Below are 17,608 nucleotides of genomic sequence, written 5' to 3'. Positions count from 1 at the left end.
AGGGTGGATGCGCTCAGCTGTGTATACGGTGTTGCTGTTGTCCTTGGGTTTGTCGGGCTGCGCGGCCCATCGCGGCGCGCTGGAGTACCCGGACCGGGAGGCCATCTACGACCGGCCGCTCGCGGAGATGTGGCCGCAGGTTCGGGAGTTCTTCACGCGCAACGAGCTGCCCTTCCGTGAGGACAAGGACAGCATGGTGCTGGAGACGGAGTGGCGGCAGGAGTTCGGCGGCTCGAAGATTTCGGGCTTCTTCCACCGGTACATGGTGGTGGGCCGGCGAGAGACGCCCACGTCGAGCAAGCTGCAAATCTTCCGCATCACCAAGAGCCTGAACAAGACCCTGGCCAACTCGGGCAATCAGGTGGACTGGAGTCCGACCCGGGCCTGGGGCATGGGGGCGACGATTGAGGGCCCGGCCGAGGATTACAAGGCCGAGCCGATTCAGCCAGCGAGCGCGCCGCTGTCGTCGGCCGAGGACTGGGAGGAGGTCATCGCCACGCCTCGGGGAGAGACCTCGTTCTTCGCGGAGTCGGGCCAGGGGCAGCGAGACCTGGTGATGGAGTGGCGGGTGTTCCGCGAGGTGGCGCCGCTGCTGGCGAAGGAGGAGAACGCGCCCAAGCCGGTGCAGGTGGCCAAGGCGCCGAACGCGAAGGAAGCACCGTCGCAGTTCGCGGTGGAGTGTGGCCTGCCCATCATCGGCCTGGGCAAGCAGGTGAAGGAGGGTGGGGTGCTGCTGCTGGGTGAGGTGCACGGAACGCGCGAGGTGCCGCGCTTCGTCGCGCAGGCCGCCTGTCAGGCGGTGGTGGCGGGCATCCCGGTGACGGTGGGCCTGGAGCTTCCGCTGGAGAACCAGGGGCGCGTGGACGCGTTCCTGGAGAGCGCGGGTGAAGAGGCGGACTGGCTGAAGCTGATGGAGGCTCCCTTCTGGCGCAGCCCGTATCCGGACGGCCGTGGCAGCGAGGCGATGGCGAACATGTTGGAGCACCTGCGCCAACTGCGCTCACAGGGCCTGGACGTGGACGTCTTCGTCTTCGACCACCCGAAGGCCAACGGGCAGCAGCGCGAGGACGCGATGGCGGGCACGGTGGCGTTCCAGGTGGAGTCGAGCCCCCAGCGCTTCCACATGGTGTTGTCGGGGAACATCCACTCGCGCACGAAGCAGGGCCTGCCGTGGGACCAGAAGCACCGGCCCATGGGGTACTTGCTGGAGCAGCGGCTGGAGCATGTGGTGGCGCTGGACATGGCGTACGCCAGCGGCTCCGCGTGGATCTGCTCGGTGGACCAGAAGGGTGTGAAGAGCGCGCTCGACTGCGGTGTGCGTGAGGCGAAGGGCAAGGACAACGGCACCCGCTTCTTCGTGCACACCTGGGACTCCACGAACTCGGAGGGCTACCACGGGGTCTTCTACGTGGGCGCGGTGAACGCATCCGCACCGGCGGTGCAGCGCGGCCTGGGGCGTCCGGGCGCGGATGACAACACCGTCCACCCAGCCCCGGACGAGGGCTCGAAGATGGCGTTCGTGCGCTGACAGCCTCGCTGGCGGACCGTGTCGTGGCTGCTGCGGGGCGCGGTCCGCTGGCATACGCTGTCGGGGTGAGCGACATCACTGTCTACCAGCCGGACTTCCTGTACGTGGGAGGCCGGCTCATCGAGGGACGTGCCCTGGCCGTGGGTGCCGGGGGCCGCGTCGTCGAGGCGTCGTCCGTGCCCGCCGGGGCGAGCGTCGTACGGCTCCCGGGCCGCGCGCTGCTGCCGGGGCTGGTCAACGGCCACTCCCATGCCTTCCAGCGCCTGATTCGCGGACGCACGGAGTACGTCGTCTCCGGACGCGAGGCGGATGACTTCTGGAGCTGGCGCGAGGCCATGTATCGCGCCGCCGAGGCCCTGGGCCCCGAGGACGTGTACGTGGCCTCGCGGCAGGTCTTCGTGGAGATGGCGCTGGCGGGCATCACCACCGTGGGCGAGTTCCACTACATCCATCACCAACAGGACGGCACGCCGTACGCGGACCGGAACACGCTGGCCCATGCGGTCATCCGGGCCGCGCGGGACGCGGGGCTGCGCATCTGTCTGTTGCGCGTGGGGTATGCGCGCGCGGGCTACCAGGTCGCGGCGAATCCGCGACAGCGTCGCTTCATCGACCCGGACGTGGACACCTTTCTCGCGTCGGCGGAGTCGCTGGCTCGCGAGGTGCGGGACGACGCGGCGGTCAGCGTGGGACTGGCGCCGCACAGCGTGCGAGCGGTGACGAAGGACTGGCTGGCCGCCGTCTCGAAGGCAGCTGGCTTCCCCGTGCACATGCATGTGGCGGAGCAGCCGAAGGAAATCGAGGCGTGTCTCGCCGAGCATGGGCGACGGCCGGTGGAGCTGCTGTCGGACCTGGGGCTGTTGAGCGCGGGCTTCACCGCCGTGCATGGCGTGCACCTGACGGACGAGGAGGTGGCCATGCTGGGCACCGCCCGGGCGACGGTGTGCGCGTGTCCTTCCACGGAGCGCAACCTGGGTGATGGCATCGTTCCAGCGGATGCGCTGGTGAAGGCGGGTGCGAGCATCAGCCTGGGCTCGGACAGTCAGGCGCTGGTGGACCTGCTGGACGAGGCGCGTCAGCTCGAAGGCCACCTGCGGCTCGCGAGGCTGCGGCGCGCGGTGCTGGACCCGGGAGGCGGGGAGGTGTCGGGCCTGGCGGCGCGGCTGTTGGGCATGGCCACGGTGGAGGGGTCGCGCAGTCTGGGCCTGTCCACGGGGATGCTGGAGGAGGGGGCGCTCGCGGACTTCTTCACGGTGGACGTGGGGCACCCGTCGCTGGTGGGCGCGGGGCCTTCATCGTTGCTGGCTTCCATCGTCCTGGGTGCTGACAAGGCGGCGGTGCGCGAGGTGGCGGTGGCCGGACGGCTGGTGGTGAGGGATGGCCGGCATCCGCTCGCGGAGGAGAGTGGACGCGCCTTCCAGGCGCTCGCGCGCACGCTGTACCCCTGACGGGGCGTGGGAGACAGGAGCCCCTCCGGGGGCTGGCGCCAGACGCCAGGGGGTGGCATGACGCGGCCACCGGAGGTTGTCTTCATGAGCGACACGCTGCCCGCGCTGCGGGCCACCCTGACGGAGTTGGTGGCGATGGACACCACGTCCGCGCGACCCAATGCCCCGCTCATCGACTATGCGCAGGCGCGCCTGGAGAAGGCGGGCTTCAGCGCCGAGCGTCAGCGGTACACGGACGACGCGGGCGTGGAGAAGGTGAACCTGGTCGCCGTGAAGGGCGGCTCCGGACGCGCGGCGCTCGCGCTGGTGGGACACTCCGACTGCGTGCCGTTCGATGCGGCGTGGACGGATGCGCTGAAGCTGACGGAGAAGGAGGGCAAGCTCTACGCGCGCGGCGCCTGCGACACGAAGGGCTTCATCGCCTGTGCGCTGCATGCCGCGGAGCGAGCCACGAAGCTTCAGGCCCCGCTGATGGTGGTGCTTACCGCCGACGAGGAAGTGGGGCTGGTGGGCGCCAAGAAGTTGGTGGCGGCGGGACTGGGCCGCGCGCGCCACGCCATCGTCGGAGAGCCCACGAAGCTCACGCCGGTGCGCGCCAACAAGGGCTATTGCCTGGCGGAGGTGGAGGTGCTCGGCAAGGAGGGCCACAGCGCGTATCCGGACACGGGCGCGTCCGCCATCTTCCGCGCGGGACGCTTCCTGAACCGGCTGGAGCAGCTCGCCACGACGGTGCTGCGCGAGGAGCTGGACGAGGGCTTCCAGCCGCCCTTCACCACGGTGAACGTGGGCGTCATCCAGGGGGGCAAGGCGAAGAACATCCTGCCGGGCTCGTGCCGCTTCACGGTGGAGTGGAGGCCCATTCCGGGACAGCCGGTGCAGCGGGTGGCCGAGCTTCTGGAGTCCATCCGTCAGGAGTTGGTGCGCGACGAGCCCGCCTACGAGGCCCACATCCGCGTGCTGCGCACGGACCGAGGTGTGAATACGCGCGCGGACGCGGAGGTGGTGCGCTTCCTCGCGGAGGCCAGTGGCAACGCGTCCACCACGGTGCCCTTCGGCACGGAGGCTCCGCAGATGACGGAGCTGGGCGCGGAGGCCGTGGTGTTCGGCCCCGGCGACATCCGCGTGGCGCATCAGACGGGCGAGTACGTGCCCACCGAGGACCTGGTGCGCTGCGAGGCCGTGCTGTCGCGCGCCGTCGTACACTTCTGCGGCGAGCAGTGAGGCAGGCCGGGTCGGCGCGCGTCGGAGTGCGCCGACCGGTTCTCCAGGCCGGAAGTCACCGGTGTGAGGTCACCCACGTGAGTGGCGCTCGCGTGGAGTCGTCGCCGGAGCACGTTGGCGGCGGCAGAGGCACCTGAGGGCGCGCGCTGCGTGCGTCGCGAGGCTCCCATCGTTGGTGGGTTCACCCACGTGGGCGCCGCTCGTGTTTGTCGTCGCCGGAGCGCAGGGGCGGGGACAGAGGCACCTGAGGGCGCGCGCTTCGTGCGTCGCGAAGTTCCCGGCGTTATGAAGATGCCGCCGGTGCACACTCCGTGCTTTCTCTCCGGCTCCTTTCTGGACCGACGACATGAGTTCCTCCTCCGCGACGCCGCGCAACGTCCTCTTCCTGCTCGCCAGCGCCCGTGAGAACGGCAACGCGGAGCAGCTCGCTCGCAAGGCGGCCGAGTCGCTGCCTTCCGGCACGGTGACTGACTGGCTCCGGCTGGACGCCTACCAGCACGAGGCTTTTCGAGACCTGCGTCATGCTCCCGGCGGCTACGCGGCACGGCCCGCGAGCCCGGAGATGCTGGCGCTCGCCGAGCGGACCCTCGCCGCCGACGAACTGGTCATCGTCGCCCCCGTGTACTGGTACAGCCTCCCCGCCAGCGCGCAGTCCTACCTGGAGCACTGGTCCTGGTGGTTCCGGCTGCCGGAGCTGCGCTTCCGCGAGCGCATGCGCGGCAAGGTGCTGTCGCTCGTGACGACCCACTCCTCCGACGAGGATGACGGCGTGGCGCAGCCGCTGCTCATGAGCCTCCAGCTCAGCGCGGATTACATGGAGATGGGGTGGAGAGGCGCCCTCATCGGCCATGGCAATCAGCCCGGAGAGGTGCTCCAGGACCCTCGCGCCATGGCCAACGCTCGTGAGTTTCTCCGGCGTCCCGTGACTGTCGCGAAAGTCGAAGCTGCCTGAACTTTGGGAGTGCGGGGCACTGAATTGACGCGTGCTCCCGTGCGCCGCTAGGTTGCCGCGCCTTCGGACCCGGGGGGCTTGCGAGCGCATTGCGCCGCACGCTGTGTCGTCAGTGATTCTGACGTGTCACGTCCCTCCGGCCATCCGTGTCTGAATTCCCTGGAGGGGGAGTCACATGCAGCGTGGCAGGTGGTTGTTCGCGGTGATGTCGCTGGTGGCGGTGAGCGCGTGGGCCCAGGTGCCCGAGCAGGCGGGTGACTCGGAGGAGGTGGAGGCCCCGGCGCTTCCCGAACTCCACCCGCGGACCGGTGAGGTCGTGCTGGGAGGCGGCCTGGCGAAGATGGTGGTGCCGGAGAGCTTCGGCTACCTCTCGCCCGAGGAAGCGGAGAAGGTGCTCGTGGAGGTCTGGGGCAACCCGCCCGGCTCCAAGACGCTGGGCATGGTGATTCCGTCGGACGTGAGCGTGGACTCGCCCGAGGGCTGGGGCGTCGTCATCCAGTACGACGACGATGGCCACGTGGAGGACGAGGACGCGGCGGGCATCGACTACGCGGACCTGCTCGAGGAAATGCAGGGGAACACCCGCGATGAGAACGCCGAGCGCGTCAAGGCGGGCTACGGGGCGGTGGAGCTGGTGGGTTGGGCCGCGACTCCGCGCTACGACGCGAGCACGCGCAAGCTGTACTGGGCGCAGGAGCTGGGCTTCGGTGACTCGAAGGAGCACACGCTGAACTACAACGTCCGCGTGCTGGGCAAGGAGGGCGTGCTGGTGCTCAACGCCGTCGCCAGCATGGTGGCGCTGCCCCAGGTGGAGAAGGACATGCAGCAGGTGCTGGCCTTCACCCACTTCCAGCCCGGCCACCGCTACGAGGACTTCGACCCGAGCACCGGCCGCGTGGCCGCGTACGGTGTCGCGGGTCTGGTCGCCGGCAAGGTGGCCGCGAAGGCGGGGCTCTTCAAGGGGCTGATCGCGGTGCTGGTGGCCGGCAAGAAGGTCATCTTCGCTGGCCTCGCGCTGCTCGTCGTCGCGCTGGGCAAGCTGTTCAAGCGCGGTGGCAACGACGGCACGCCGTAATCATCAGCGCGCTGGAGTGCGAGACAGAGGCTCGGGACCCCGCGGTCCCGGGCCTCTTCTCGTTTCGGGACGGCTCAGCTCCGGGGCAGCGAGCAGTGGTCCAGGTCCCTCAGCACCTTGCGCGCCTCGGCGATGAGGTCATGTCCCTGGAGGCCCTGCGCCACGCGGGCGATGAGCTTCATGTCTGGCGTGAGGCGGTAGTAGCCCTTCGAGCGCTGCACCAGCCCGGCGACCTTCGGTCCGTCCAGGAGCGCGTCCGCGCCCAGCGTCACCACCAACCGCTGGGTGCCGACCTCCAGGCCCCGCAGTCGCAAATCACGCATGTCGATTTTCAGCAGCGTCAGCTCGGACAGGTGGTCCACCTCGTCCGGCGCCTCGCCGTAGCGGTCCACCAGCTCCGCGCGCAGGTCCGTCACCTCGTCGGGGTGGCCGGCCTGGCTGAAGCGCTTGTAGAAGACGAGCCGCTGGTGCACGTCGCTGACGTAGTCGTCCGGGATGAGCGCGGGCATGGGCAGCGTGACGTCCGGCTCGATTTGCACCTTGGGCGGCTGGCCCTGCAGCTCCGCGACGGCTTCCTCCAGGAGCTGCGCGTACATGTCGAAGCCAATCTCGGCGATGGCGCCGGACTGCTTCTCGCCCAGCAGGTTGCCCGCGCCGCGAATCTCCAGGTCATGGCTGGCGATGGAGAAGCCCGCGCCCAGCTCGGTGAAGTTCTGGAGCACCTCCAGCCGCCGCTGCGCATCGCGAGTCACCGCCCGACGCGTGGGCACCAGCAGGTACGCATACGCGCGCTCCTTGGAGCGGCCCACGCGGCCTCGGAGCTGGTAGAGCTGCGCGAGACCGAACTGGTCCGCCCGGTTCACAATCATCGTGTTGGCGCTGGAGATGTCGATGCCGCTCTCGATGATGGCGGTGCACAGGAGCACCTGGTGCTTGCGCTCGGTGAACTCCAACATCACCTTCTCGAGCTGCCCTTCACCCATCTGTCCGTGCGCCACGCCGACGGACAGCTGTGGCACCAGCTCGCGCAGCTGCTGCTCCATGGACGGCAGGGACTCCACGCGGTTGTGCACGAAGAAGACCTGCCCGCCGCGAGCGACCTCCCGCTCAATCGCCTCCTTCACCACCATGGCGTCGTACTTCATGACGAAGGTGCGGATGGCGCGCCTGTCCTGCGGCGGCGTGGCGATGATGCTCATGTCGCGCACACCCGACATGCTCATGTGCAGCGTGCGGGGAATGGGTGTCGCCGTCAGCGTCAGCACGTCAATCTGGGAGCGCCACTTCTTCAGCGACTCCTTCTGCTTCACGCCGAAGCGCTGCTCCTCGTCGACAATCATCAGCCCCAGGTCCTTGAAGGCCACCTCGCCGCCCAACAGCTTGTGCGTGCCGATGAGGATGTCGACCTTGCCCTCCTTGGCGCGCTTGAGGATGTCCCGCACCTCCGGCGGCTTCTTCAGTCCGGAGATGACCTCCACCGTGACGGGGTAGTCGTTGAAGCGCTTCCTGAAGGAGAGGAAGTGCTGCTGCGCCAGCACCGTGGTGGGCACCAGCACCGCCACCTGCTTGCGGTCCAGCGTCGCCTTGAAGGCCGCGCGCATGGCGACCTCCGTCTTGCCGTAGCCCACGTCGCCGCAGACGAGCCGGTCCATGGGCTCCGGCTTCTGCATGTCCGCCAGCACGTCCTCAATCGCCTTCGCCTGGTCCGGCGTCTCCTCGAACTCGAAGTCCGCCTCGAACTGGGCGAAGTAGCGGTCCGGCGCGCTGAAGGAGTGGCCCGGGTGGGCGCGGCGCGAGGCGGCGATTTGCAGCAGCTCCGCCGCCATCTTGAGGAGCTGTTCCTTGACGCGCTTCTTCGTCTTCTCCCAGCTCGTCGTCCCCAGCTTGTCGAGCTGGATGGTGTCCGGGTTGCCGCCGGTGAACTTCTGGATGAGCCGCATGCGGCCCACCGGCAGGTAGATTTTGTCCCGGCCCGCGTACTCCAGGACGAGGAAGTCCCCGGGCACGCCGTTCACCTGCATCTTCGTCAGGCCCGAGTAGCGGCCGATGCCGAAGTCGGTGTGGACGATGAGGTCGCCTTCCTTCAGGTCCTTGAAGCCCGCGGCGAAGGCATCCAGCTTCTTGCCGCGCTTGACGCGCCGACGCGCGCGGACGCCGAAAATCTCCTCGTCCGACAGCACGGCCAGCCCGCCCGAGCCGTCCACGAAGCCCTGGCTCACCTCCCCCGTGAAGAGGTGCGCCCACACCGACGGCTCGTACAGCACCGACGCGTCCGTCATGGGCTCGGTGTGCACCTTCACCATGACGTCGCGGTCCAGCAAGAGCCGCTTGAGCCGGTCCGCCTGGCTCAGCGTGCCGCACGCCACCGCGCACGCGACGCCCGAGTCCCGCCAGCGCTGGAGCCGGTCCACCAGCGGCGAGAGCGCGCCCTCCTCGCCATGGTGCGCGAGAATCGCCTCCCGCAGGTCCTGCGTGCCGCCGAACTGGAAGAGCACCGGCGGCTTCTCGGACTGCGTGAGCGACAGGCCTCCACCCTCGACGACGCGATAGGCGCCCAGCAGCTCCGCGACGGCCTCGCGCGAGAGGAAGTGCTCGGCCGGCGGGCGCACCAGGTCCTTGCGCTCCTCGGCCGCGACGAAGGTTCGCTCCAACTCGTCCCACAGCGCGTCCGCGGCGCGCCCCAGCTCCAGCGGGTCGTCCAGGTAGAAGACCGGCGCCTCCGGGCTCCACGTGCGCAGGAAGTCGAACACCGTGGCCAGTCCGCCCTCGAACAGCGCGGGCAGCAGGCCCTCGAGTCCGAAGCCGGGCATCCCCTCGCGCAACGCGTCCAGCCGCTCGCGCAGCTGGATGGTGGGCAGGTTGATGTGCTCGGCCACTTCGCGGGCGGCGGCCTCGGCGCGCGGGCGGGTGTCCTCGGTGAGCAGCAGCTCCCGCGCGGGCACCAGGTCCACTTCCTTCAGCGCGTCCACCGTGCGCTGCGACTCCGGGTCGAAGGCGCGGATGGAGTCGATGGTGTCCCCGAAGAACTCCAGGCGCACCGGCTTGTCGTAGAGCGGGCTGAAGACGTCCAGCAGACCGCCGCGCACGGAGAACGTCCCCACGTCCTCCACCATCGGGCTGTTCTGGTAGCCCATCCGGGAGAGCTTCCGCGCCAGCGCGTCCCGGTCGTACTCCTGGCCCACCACCACCCGGTCCGTGAGCGCGGCCATGACGTCCGGGCGCAGCACGCGGCGGTGCAGCGCGCGCAGGGATAGCACCAGCACCGGGAAGCGCGTGCCTTGAGACAAGTGAAACAACGCGCCCAGCCGCTCGGTGACGGCGACCGCCTCCGGGGACAGCTCGTCGTAGGGCAGCACCTCGTCGGCGGGCAGGCGCAGCACGCTCGGCCGCAGCAGCGTGCCGGTGCCACCCAGGAAGAAGGCGAGGTCGGCGGCCAGGGCATCGGCTGCTTCCTCGTCCGCCGCCACGCAGACGAGCGGCGCGCGTGCTTCACGGTGCAGGCGAGCCAGCACGTGGCCCCGGGCGGAGCCCTTCAGTCCCTGCGTCCGCGCGCGGTGTCCCGGGCGCAGCTCCGCCAGCAACCGGGCGAAGGTGTCACCCGCCACGAGCGGCACGCCGCCAGGCTGCGCCGCCTCGTCATCCCGCCTCTGTGTGAAAGGAGTGTCCATGAGTGGACCCCTGAGGGCCGCAGGGTAATTAGGGGCATGCCCCTGACAGGTCAACGACAGAGCGCATTGCGTGTCGTGTGTCGGAGCCGACGCGGCCACGAATGCTGTGTCCGCCACGAATCAGCCGTACCTGGGGTGGGTTGGCCGCATGCCCGGGGCAGGAACTACTCTCCTGCAAGGCATCGCTGGGGGGTGCCACACGCCAGCCATGCAATCCGGCCGTTGGAGCAACAGGTTGATGAGCGGGGCGGGCGCACCCCCCTCCGAAGCAGTGATGGTGCTGCGCAGCGTCCGCTCCGCTGGGCACGGCATCCTGGACTTCGAGTGCGTCTCCGCGAATGTCCACGCGGAGCGCTGGCTGGGGCGCGATGAGCGTCCGCTCGTGCGCCAGCGCCTCCTCGAGGAAGCGCCGTGGGTGGGCGAATGTGGCCTGTTCGCCGCGTGTGTCCGAGTGGCGGTGCGCCGCGAGCCGGAGGTGGTGCGTGTCTCCCGCCAGTCCTCCGTGGGGCTCGTCTGGCTGCTGGCGCGGGTGTCGCCCTGGGAGGACGGCGTTGTCGTCTTCCTGGAGGACCTGACGGAGCGGATGGCCGCCGAGGAGACGCTGCGCAGGGACCATGACCTGCTGCACGCCGTCATCGAGAGCGCCACCGACGCCATCTACGTGAAGGACGTGGATGCGCGCTACGTGCTCATCAATCCCGCCACCGCGCGGGCGTTCAATCGGGCGCCGCAGGACATCCTCGGGCGCACGGACCTGGAGTTGCTGGGCGAGGACGTCGCCGGGCCCACGCTGGCGCATGACCGCGCGGTGATGGAGTCCGGCGTCACCGCCACCTACGAGGACTCAGAGGGCGGGCCGGGAAGCGACCGCATCTGGCAGACGACCAAGGGCGTGCTCCGTCGGGGCGACAGCACCGTCTACGGCCTGTTCGGCATCAGCCGGGATGTCACCGCGCGCCGCCGCCAGGAGCTGGAGCGGGACGAGGAGGCGCGCTTCCAGGAGCGCTTCATCGGCGTGCTGGGGCACGATTTGGGCAACCCGCTGGCGGCGGTGCGGCTGTCCGCAGCGGCCCTGCTGGCCCAGGCCACGCTGACGCCGGAGGCGCGGCGCGTGGCGCAGCGCATCGACGGGAGCGCCGAGCGTATGGCGCGGCTGGTGAAACAGTTGCTCGACTTCACCCGCGCGCGCATGGCGGGAGGCATTCCCCTGCGTCCGCGCGAGGTGTGCATGGAGTCGGTGTGCCGTCGCATCATCTCCGAGCTGGAGCCGGCCCATCCCCAGCATCAGGTGGACCTGGAGGTGGACGGCGAGTCGCGCGGCATCTGGGACGAGGAGCGGCTGGGACAGGTGCTCTCCAACCTGGTCGGCAACGCGCTGCAACACAGCCCCAGTGGCACGTCGGTGCGCGTGCGGCTGGCGGCGAGTGACCCGCTCTTCCAGCGCGTGGAGGTCCACAACCTCGGGCCGCCCATTCCGGACTCGCTGCGCCCGCGCCTGTTCGCGCCCTTCCACCGCGCCACGCCCGAGCCGGGCATGCCCCGGCCCCACCGTCACGGGCTGGGCCTGGGGCTCTACATCGTCTCGCAAATCGTCACGGCCCACGGCGGGTGGGTGGATGTCGCGTCCTCACTGGAGGCCGGGACGTGTTTCTCGGTGACGCTGCCCCGCGTGGTCCAGGCCCAGGACGAGACCCAGACGCGCTGGGCCTGAGCCGAGGGCACGCCTGCCTGCTCAGTAGCGGCCGTACCGGGCCGCGGCGCGCAGGCGCATCAAGTCGTTGAGGACACCGGGGTCCACCAGCTCCAGCGCCGCGGCTCCGGAGACACCGGCGTAGCGGGAGCGGTAGTCCTCCTCGTCCTCCTCGTCGTCGCCACCCTTGTCGTCGCCGCCCTTGTCATCCCCGTCCCCACCTCCCTTGCCGTCGCCAGGACGCAGCGAGAGGGGCTCGGGCCGGGACACTCCCGGCTCGATTCGCGGGGAGGTCAGGGCATCGGCGCGAACCGAGGCGAACAGACCGGCCATGGACAGGCAGAACACGAGGGCGGTGGAGAGGGTCTTCATGGTCGGCTCCGTTTCTCTGTCCGGCTGACGCGCACCCCGGAGGGATATTCAGCGAGCCGCGGGGCCCTACTTCGCCTTCATGGTGCGGATGTATCCCACCAGCGCGTCAATCTGCGCGGCGGTGAGCTTGTCCTTGAAGGCTTTCATCTTCGTGTTGCGAGGGGAGCCGTCGGCAATCGCCTGACGGATGTCCGCGTCCGACTCGGCCGCCTGCCAGGCAGCCTGGCTCATGTCGACGATGGACTCCTTCTTGCCCATCTTGGTCTGCGCCTTGCCGTCGTCGCCGTGACACGACTTGCACTTGGCCTTCCACACGTCCGCGACTTCATCCTCCGCGTAGACGCTTGGGGCCAGACAGAGGCTCATCACCAGGGCAACCCGCTTCATCATCGTCACTGCCTCCTTGGGAGGAGACAACTGTGGCACGGAACGTCGTGCCCGGGGAGTGCCGCTGGCGGCGAGGAGGTCGTCGCCATGGAGCCCGCCCAGGGAGTTGGACGCGCCTCCGGTTACTCAGGCGTCTCAGTGAGGCTGACGGGGCCAGAACGACACGTGGCCCTGGGGAGGCGCGAGCCACACGGACTCCAGGAACCGCACGGCATTGCGGTCCGCGTCGTCATGTTCGGTGGTCTGGTAATGCAGGGTGGTCACCAGCAGCAGCGTCGCGAGACCGGCGGCCACGGAGGGCAGGGCGGGCCAGCGCCGCCCGGGGGGCGTGGAGAGAGTGGCGAGGACCCAACCCGTCACGGCCACCAGGAGGACGAGCAGCAGCACGCCCGCGATGGATTGGGGCACACCGAGGAAGGACAGCACGGAGGGAGGGAAGAAGCCGGCGTGCAGCAGCGGCAACGTCAGACCTCCCAGGGCGTTGGAGACGTCGTCTGGGATGTAATTGACGAAGGTGGCCAGCCCCGTGGTGAGGATGGCGGCTCCGCACAGCATGGCGCCCGCGCCCAGGGCGGTGAGGCTTTGACGCTCGCGCAGGCGCTCCAGCCACAGGCCCGCGGGCAGCAGGAGGAAGGGCACCAGGCCGGTGAGGTGGCGCGGCCCCGTCGTCCAGCCCCAGGAGTCATAGGAGAAGGAGGACGTGAAGTAGAGGTAGCCCGCGAGGAGCGCCGCCGTCATCCACGCCAGGGCGCGCTGCTCGGCGGAGACGTCGGCGCCGCGCCGGAAACGCAGCCGCGAAAGGCCGGGCACGGCCAGCAGCAGGAAGGGGGCGAGCGTGAACAGCCCCCGCAGCGGAGAGACGAGCGACAGGGTGAAGGCGCGCGGGTCCGGCGTGCGGATGCCCAGGAATCCGCCCAGGTGCCACGGCTGGTAGCCGGAGTCGTTGAGGTACTTGTACCCGCTCGTCAGCGGATGTCCGAAGGTGGCCTGGTGGTACGCCATCAGCGCGAGCACGAAGGGCAGCGCGCCCAGCGTGGCGAGCCCGGCGGCGCGGCCCAGGCCCCGCAAGCGCTCGCGGGCCGGGACGTCGCGGAAGAGGAAGGTGAGCGCGGCGTACAGCACCAGCCCGAGCACCCCCAGGGCGCCGGTGTACTCGGCCGCCACGGTGGCTCCCGCGCACGCCCCCGCGAGGACATAGCCCCGCTCGCGCCACTCCCCGCGCGCGCAGCGCCACAGCGCATAGAAGCCGGCGAAGAGCAGCACCGCCGTCGTCTGGTGGCTCATGAACAACAGGGAGTAGCTGAACGCCAGCGAGCCCAGTCCGTACGTCACGGTGAGGGCGTCGGCGACGGGCGCAGTGAGGGTGGCACGCAGGTAGCGCCGCACCAGCCACAGCAGGCCCAGCGTGGGCAGCACGGTGAGCCACAGGCGCGAGAAGAAGACGAGGGGGACCTCGGGCACCGGCTCCGGACCCGAGGCGGCGCGCAGCGCGGCGTACACCGGCGCGGCGGCGAACGAGAGCAGCGGCGCCTTGCTGGGGTAGTACTTCCCATCCTTCACGGACAGGTCGCCCACGTAGCCCCGGTCGCGCAGCACCTGGTTGATGTCGAGCGTGCCGTGCTCCACCAGCGCGATGCTCTGCCAGAGCCGACACAGCTCATTGGGTGAGCGCAGCTTCGGGTGGTATGGAAACAACAACACATACAGCGCCGCCAGGGCGGCCCAGACCGCGCGAGGCGCGCCCCGGGAGGCCATGACGGGCTTCCCGGTGGGGCCGGGCGCCGAGGACTCCGAAGGGGTCTGCGAGTCGGTGGCCGGCCCTGGCGCCAGACTCACGGCGTGGTGCTCCCCGCGGTGTGGTGCGTCGTCGCCGGGAGGCGCATCCTCAAGCGTCGCCTCCGGTGACGCGGGCCACGGCGAAGAGGCTCATGCCCACCGGCAGCTTCACGTTCGCCTCGGCGCGGGCGAACAGCGGGGCCAGCGTGTCGTACAGCTTGAGCTGGAGCTTGGGCACGGAGCGGCGGCGCAACAGCCGGCTGTTGACGAACCAGCCGGGCATGCCCACCAGGTTCATCCACTCCAGCTTCTCCACCTCGAAGCCATTCTCCTCCAGCACGGCGCGCAGGCTGGCGGGGGTGTAGCGGCGGTAGTGGCCCACGGCCTCGTCGATGCTGCCGAACAGCTGCTCCAGCGCGGGGACGAGGATGAGCACCCGTCCGCCGGGCGCCAGAATCTGACGGAAGCGGCGCACCGCGGACCCGTCGTCGGGGATGTGCTCCAGCACGTTGGAGAGGACAATGGTGTCCAGGCGCTCCTGCTTGAGCGACTCCCAGTCCGCCAGGGCCACGTCGGACAGGTACGGGCGGACGTGGGGCCGGCCGCGGAAGAGGTTCTTCAGGCGGTCGACGTAGAAGCGGTCGACCTCCAGCGCGATGAGCAGCTCCGCGCCGGACTCCAGCTCGCGGGTAATCGTGCCGATGCCGGCGCCAATCTCCAGCACGCGGCGGCCCAGGTGCGCGCGGAAGCGGCGGCCCAGCCACTGGTTGTAGTGGGTGGCGCCGTCCATGCGCTCCAGCGTGGTGTAGCCCTCGTGCTGGTTGTCTGCGTCGTCGCGCACGGTGGCGTAGCGCATCAGCGTGCGCAGCTGCGACAGGCGCGCGGCGCGCGGGCGGCGGGGCACGGCCTGCATGGGCGGCAGCGACACTTCCGTGAGGCGGTAGAGTTGCGCGGCCAGCTTCACGACGAGCTCGGCGTCCACCGCGTCGTCATCGCTGGTGAGGGTGACGGAGCGCAGGGCTTCCGTGCGAAACGCGCGCACGCCGCTGAGCGGGTCCTTCACCGGCACGTCCGTGACGAAGCGGGCGACATGGCCCATCGCGCGCTCGGCCCACAGCTCCGGCGTCAGGCCGGGGGTGCCACGGCGGCCGAAGACGGCGTCCGCGGTGTCCGCCTGGAGGGGGCCCATGAGGGCCTCATAGGCGTCCGGTGCATAGGCCGCATCCGGGTCCTGGAGCACCGTCACGGCGCTCGTCACGTGGGACAGCGCCGCGCGGATGGACGCGCCCTTGCCTCCCTGGACGCTGAGCACATGCAGGCCGGGCCGTGATGCCACATCAGGCTGGCCGTCTCCGGCGAGCACCACTTCCGCGCGGCCCGCCAGGGCGCGGGCGAAATGGGCGGCGGCATCTACAGTGGACGAGTCGAAAGGGATGATGACGGAGTGCGGAAAGCTCACGTCGCGCTCCCTAGCACAGGCGGCCCGAATGCGCGCGTTCCTCCCTCGAAGAAGGGTGGAAGGGGGGCGTCCAGGCGACGGCGGAACGATGGACAACCCGGGGCGGACACGGCACGCTCGACGACGGTGTCCATGGGTGTGGGTGAAGGTCGGCCCCGGCCCAGGCGCTCCAGGCTCCAGGAGAGACAAGACGTGGAAGGAACCGTGTTCGACCCGGCCGGTGGCAACAACGGCCCGACGCCCGCGGGATTGATGCTCCGCGCGCGGGCGCTCTGGCGACGCAAGTGGGTCGTGCTCGGCGTGGCGGTGGTGGTGGCGGCGCTCGCGGCCGTCTACACGCTGCGCCAGCCCAAGGTCTTCTCCGCCAGCACCTCGCTCATCATCGACGTGATGGCGCCTCGCTTCCTGGACGGCGAGGTGAAGGAGGTCATGGGCGAGGAGCGCAGCAACTACTGGTTCAACAAGGAGTACTACGCCACGCAGAGCGAAATCATCACCTCGCGCGCGGTGGCCAGCCGGGTGGTGGACAAGCTCGGACTGTCGACGGACCCAGGCTTCCTGGGGCTCGCGGGCCTGCAGGACGAGAAGGCCCGCGTCCAGGCCATGCAGGGCTCGGACGCGGTGGGGCTGCTCCAGTCGCGCATCCGCGTGCTGCCCGCGAAGGACTCGCGGGTGATGAACATCGCGGTGGATGACCTGGATGCCCAGCGCGCCGCGCTGCTCGCCAACGAAGTGGCGGGCGCGTACATGGCGGAGAACCTGGCGCTCAAGCTGCGCATGACGGAGGACGCGCAAAGCTGGCTGGAGGGGCGGCTGGAGGACCTGGAGAACCAGTCCAAGGCGAGCGAGATGGCCGTCTACGACTTCAAGAAGGACGCGGACATGTTGTCCACGTCGCTGGAGTCGCGGATGAGCATCGTCAGCGACCGCATCAACAGCTACAACCTGAACCTCACCGAGGTGAGCACCCGCATCGCCGCGCTGCAGGCGCGCGTGGAGGCCATCCAGAAGCTGCGCAAGGCCTCGCCCGACGACGAGCTGTGGGCGGAGGCGCTGCCGGGGGCCAAGGATGGCTCCATCCAGGACCTCAAGAAGGCCTACACGGACGTGCGCGTGGCGTGCGCGGAGCTGACCGAGCGCTACCTGCCCGAGCACCCGAAGCTCCTGGAGTGCCAGGGCAAGCTGGCGGTGATTCAGGCCGACTTCCTCAAGAGCCTGCGCAACCTGGTTCGCTCGGCGGAGACGGAGCTGTCCGAGGCGGAGGCGCAGCGCAAGAACCTGGTGCGGCTGCTGGACGACGCCAAGGCCGAGGCGTTCCAGGTGAACAAGAAGTCCATCGAGTACGACCGGCTCAAGCGCGAGTCGGACAACAACCAGCGGCTCTACGAGCTGGTGCTCAAGCGGCTCAAGGACATCGAGCTGTCGGGCCTCTTGCGCACCAGCAACGTGCGCGTGTTGGACTCGGCCCGGCCGCAGTACATCCCGGTGAAGCCGAACGTGAATCGCAACCTGCTGGTGGGGTTGGTGATGGGGGTGCTCGCGGGGCTGGGCGTGGCGCTGCTCCTGGACCTGCTGGAGAACAGCGTGGCCACGCAGGCGGACGTGGAGGAGCGGCTGGGGCTGGCGTTCCTGGGCGTGATGCCGCGCATCGAGGGGCACCACCCGCCGAAGGACCGGGACCTCTACGTGCACCGCGAGCCGAAGTCGTCGGTGGCGGAGTGCTGCCGGGCCATCCGGACCAACCTCCTGTTCATGTCTCCGGACACACCCTTCAAGACGCTGGTGGTGACGTCCAGTGGTCCTCAGGAAGGCAAGTCCACCACCAGCATCAACCTGGGCGTGGCCATGGCCCAGAGCGGCAACCGGGTGTTGCTGCTGGACACGGACATGCGCAGGCCCCGGCTGCACCGGGCCTTCGGCGTGCCGAACGAACTGGGCATCTCCTCGTTGGTGGTGGGCGAGGGCACGCTGGACGCGGCGGTGAAGAGCACGGAAGTGCCCGGCCTGTTCGTGTTGCCGTGCGGCCCCATCC

Annotated in this window: 12 protein-coding genes; 7 read left to right on the top strand and 5 right to left on the bottom strand. The window is 69.7% G+C overall.

What is annotated here, in order from left to right; genetic code table 11:
* The first annotated feature begins 7 nt into the window (after nucleotides 1–7).
* From HR086_RS04840 to HR086_RS04820, 5 genes are all read left to right on the top strand, one after another.
* Nucleotides 8–1,528, top strand: coding sequence for a hypothetical protein (locus HR086_RS04840; RefSeq protein ID WP_174464990.1), 1,521 nt, complete (start codon nucleotides 8–10; stop codon nucleotides 1,526–1,528).
* A 65-nt stretch (nucleotides 1,529–1,593) separates the two neighbouring features.
* Nucleotides 1,594–2,976: a formimidoylglutamate deiminase gene (hutF, locus tag HR086_RS04835; RefSeq protein ID WP_174464989.1), complete on the top strand. Its 1,383-nt coding sequence runs from the start codon at nucleotides 1,594–1,596 to the stop codon at nucleotides 2,974–2,976.
* An 84-nt stretch (nucleotides 2,977–3,060) separates the two neighbouring features.
* The gene (argE, locus tag HR086_RS04830) at nucleotides 3,061–4,197 is read left to right on the top strand and encodes an acetylornithine deacetylase (RefSeq protein WP_174459755.1); all 1,137 of its coding nucleotides are present in this window, start codon (nucleotides 3,061–3,063) and stop codon (nucleotides 4,195–4,197) included.
* A 346-nt stretch (nucleotides 4,198–4,543) separates the two neighbouring features.
* Nucleotides 4,544–5,149 (top strand): flavodoxin family protein, encoded by a 606-nt coding sequence (locus HR086_RS04825; RefSeq protein ID WP_174454537.1) that lies wholly within the window; start codon nucleotides 4,544–4,546, stop codon nucleotides 5,147–5,149.
* A gap of 175 nt (nucleotides 5,150–5,324) precedes the next feature.
* Nucleotides 5,325–6,224, top strand: a complete 900-nt coding sequence (locus HR086_RS04820) for a DUF2167 domain-containing protein (protein ID WP_174454538.1) — start codon at nucleotides 5,325–5,327, stop codon at nucleotides 6,222–6,224.
* A 74-nt stretch (nucleotides 6,225–6,298) separates the two neighbouring features.
* Here the strand turns inward: HR086_RS04820 and mfd are convergent, their stop codons facing one another.
* Nucleotides 6,299–9,892, bottom strand: a complete 3,594-nt coding sequence (gene mfd / locus HR086_RS04815; protein WP_174459754.1) for a transcription-repair coupling factor — start codon at nucleotides 9,890–9,892, stop codon at nucleotides 6,299–6,301.
* 238 nt (nucleotides 9,893–10,130) lie between these two features.
* Here mfd and HR086_RS04810 point away from each other — a divergent pair, with 238 nt between their 5' ends.
* Nucleotides 10,131–11,603 (top strand): PAS domain-containing sensor histidine kinase, encoded by a 1,473-nt coding sequence (locus HR086_RS04810; protein WP_254626178.1) that lies wholly within the window; start codon nucleotides 10,131–10,133, stop codon nucleotides 11,601–11,603.
* Nucleotides 11,604–11,624: 21 nt separating this feature from the next.
* Here HR086_RS04810 and HR086_RS04805 read toward each other — a convergent pair whose 3' ends face one another.
* The 4 genes from HR086_RS04805 to HR086_RS04790 all read right to left on the bottom strand — a co-directional run bounded on the left by HR086_RS04805 (nucleotide 11,625) and on the right by HR086_RS04790 (nucleotide 15,576).
* Nucleotides 11,625–11,954, bottom strand: a complete 330-nt coding sequence (locus HR086_RS04805; RefSeq protein ID WP_141641766.1) for a hypothetical protein — start codon at nucleotides 11,952–11,954, stop codon at nucleotides 11,625–11,627.
* Nucleotides 11,955–12,020: 66 nt separating this feature from the next.
* Nucleotides 12,021–12,344 (bottom strand): c-type cytochrome, encoded by a 324-nt coding sequence (locus HR086_RS04800; RefSeq protein WP_174454541.1) that lies wholly within the window; start codon nucleotides 12,342–12,344, stop codon nucleotides 12,021–12,023.
* 132 nt (nucleotides 12,345–12,476) lie between these two features.
* Nucleotides 12,477–14,177 carry a hypothetical protein gene (locus HR086_RS04795; protein ID WP_174459752.1) on the bottom strand — a complete coding sequence of 567 codons (1,701 nt, stop codon included), beginning with the start codon at nucleotides 14,175–14,177 and terminating at the stop codon, nucleotides 12,477–12,479.
* 49 nt (nucleotides 14,178–14,226) lie between these two features.
* Entirely contained in the window at nucleotides 14,227–15,576 is a 1,350-nt protein-coding gene (locus HR086_RS04790) for a bifunctional glycosyltransferase/class I SAM-dependent methyltransferase (protein ID WP_174454543.1), read from the bottom strand.
* Nucleotides 15,577–15,768: 192 nt separating this feature from the next.
* On the opposite strand from HR086_RS04790, the gene HR086_RS04785 reads away from it, so the two are divergent.
* Nucleotides 15,769–17,608 (top strand): polysaccharide biosynthesis tyrosine autokinase (locus HR086_RS04785; RefSeq protein WP_174464988.1); only part of this gene is annotated, 1,840 nt, incomplete at its 3' end.

This window comes from Myxococcus sp. CA039A, assembly GCF_013336645.1.
Classification (GTDB): Bacteria; Myxococcota; Myxococcia; order Myxococcales; family Myxococcaceae; genus Myxococcus; species Myxococcus llanfairpwllgwyngyllgogerychwyrndrobwllllantysiliogogogochensis.
This window is presented reverse-complemented; position numbering and strand designations above follow the sequence as displayed.

Bases quoted from the DNA above. Each gene is read 5' to 3' on its own strand.
- HR086_RS04840 (WP_174464990.1), top strand. From the start codon at position 8: ATGCGCTCAGCTGTGTATACGGTGTTGCTGTTGTCCTTGGGTTTGTCG.
- argE (WP_174459755.1), top strand. From the start codon at position 3,061: ATGAGCGACACGCTGCCCGCGCTGCGGGCCACCCTGACGGAGTTGGTG.
- HR086_RS04825 (WP_174454537.1), top strand. From the start codon at position 4,544: ATGAGTTCCTCCTCCGCGACGCCGCGCAACGTCCTCTTCCTGCTCGCC.
- HR086_RS04820 (WP_174454538.1), top strand. From the start codon at position 5,325: ATGCAGCGTGGCAGGTGGTTGTTCGCGGTGATGTCGCTGGTGGCGGTG.
- mfd (WP_174459754.1), bottom strand. From the start codon at position 9,892: ATGGACACTCCTTTCACACAGAGGCGGGATGACGAGGCGGCGCAGCCT.
- HR086_RS04810 (WP_254626178.1), top strand. From the start codon at position 10,131: ATGAGCGGGGCGGGCGCACCCCCCTCCGAAGCAGTGATGGTGCTGCGC.
- HR086_RS04805 (WP_141641766.1), bottom strand. From the start codon at position 11,954: ATGAAGACCCTCTCCACCGCCCTCGTGTTCTGCCTGTCCATGGCCGGT.
- HR086_RS04800 (WP_174454541.1), bottom strand. From the start codon at position 12,344: ATGATGAAGCGGGTTGCCCTGGTGATGAGCCTCTGTCTGGCCCCAAGC.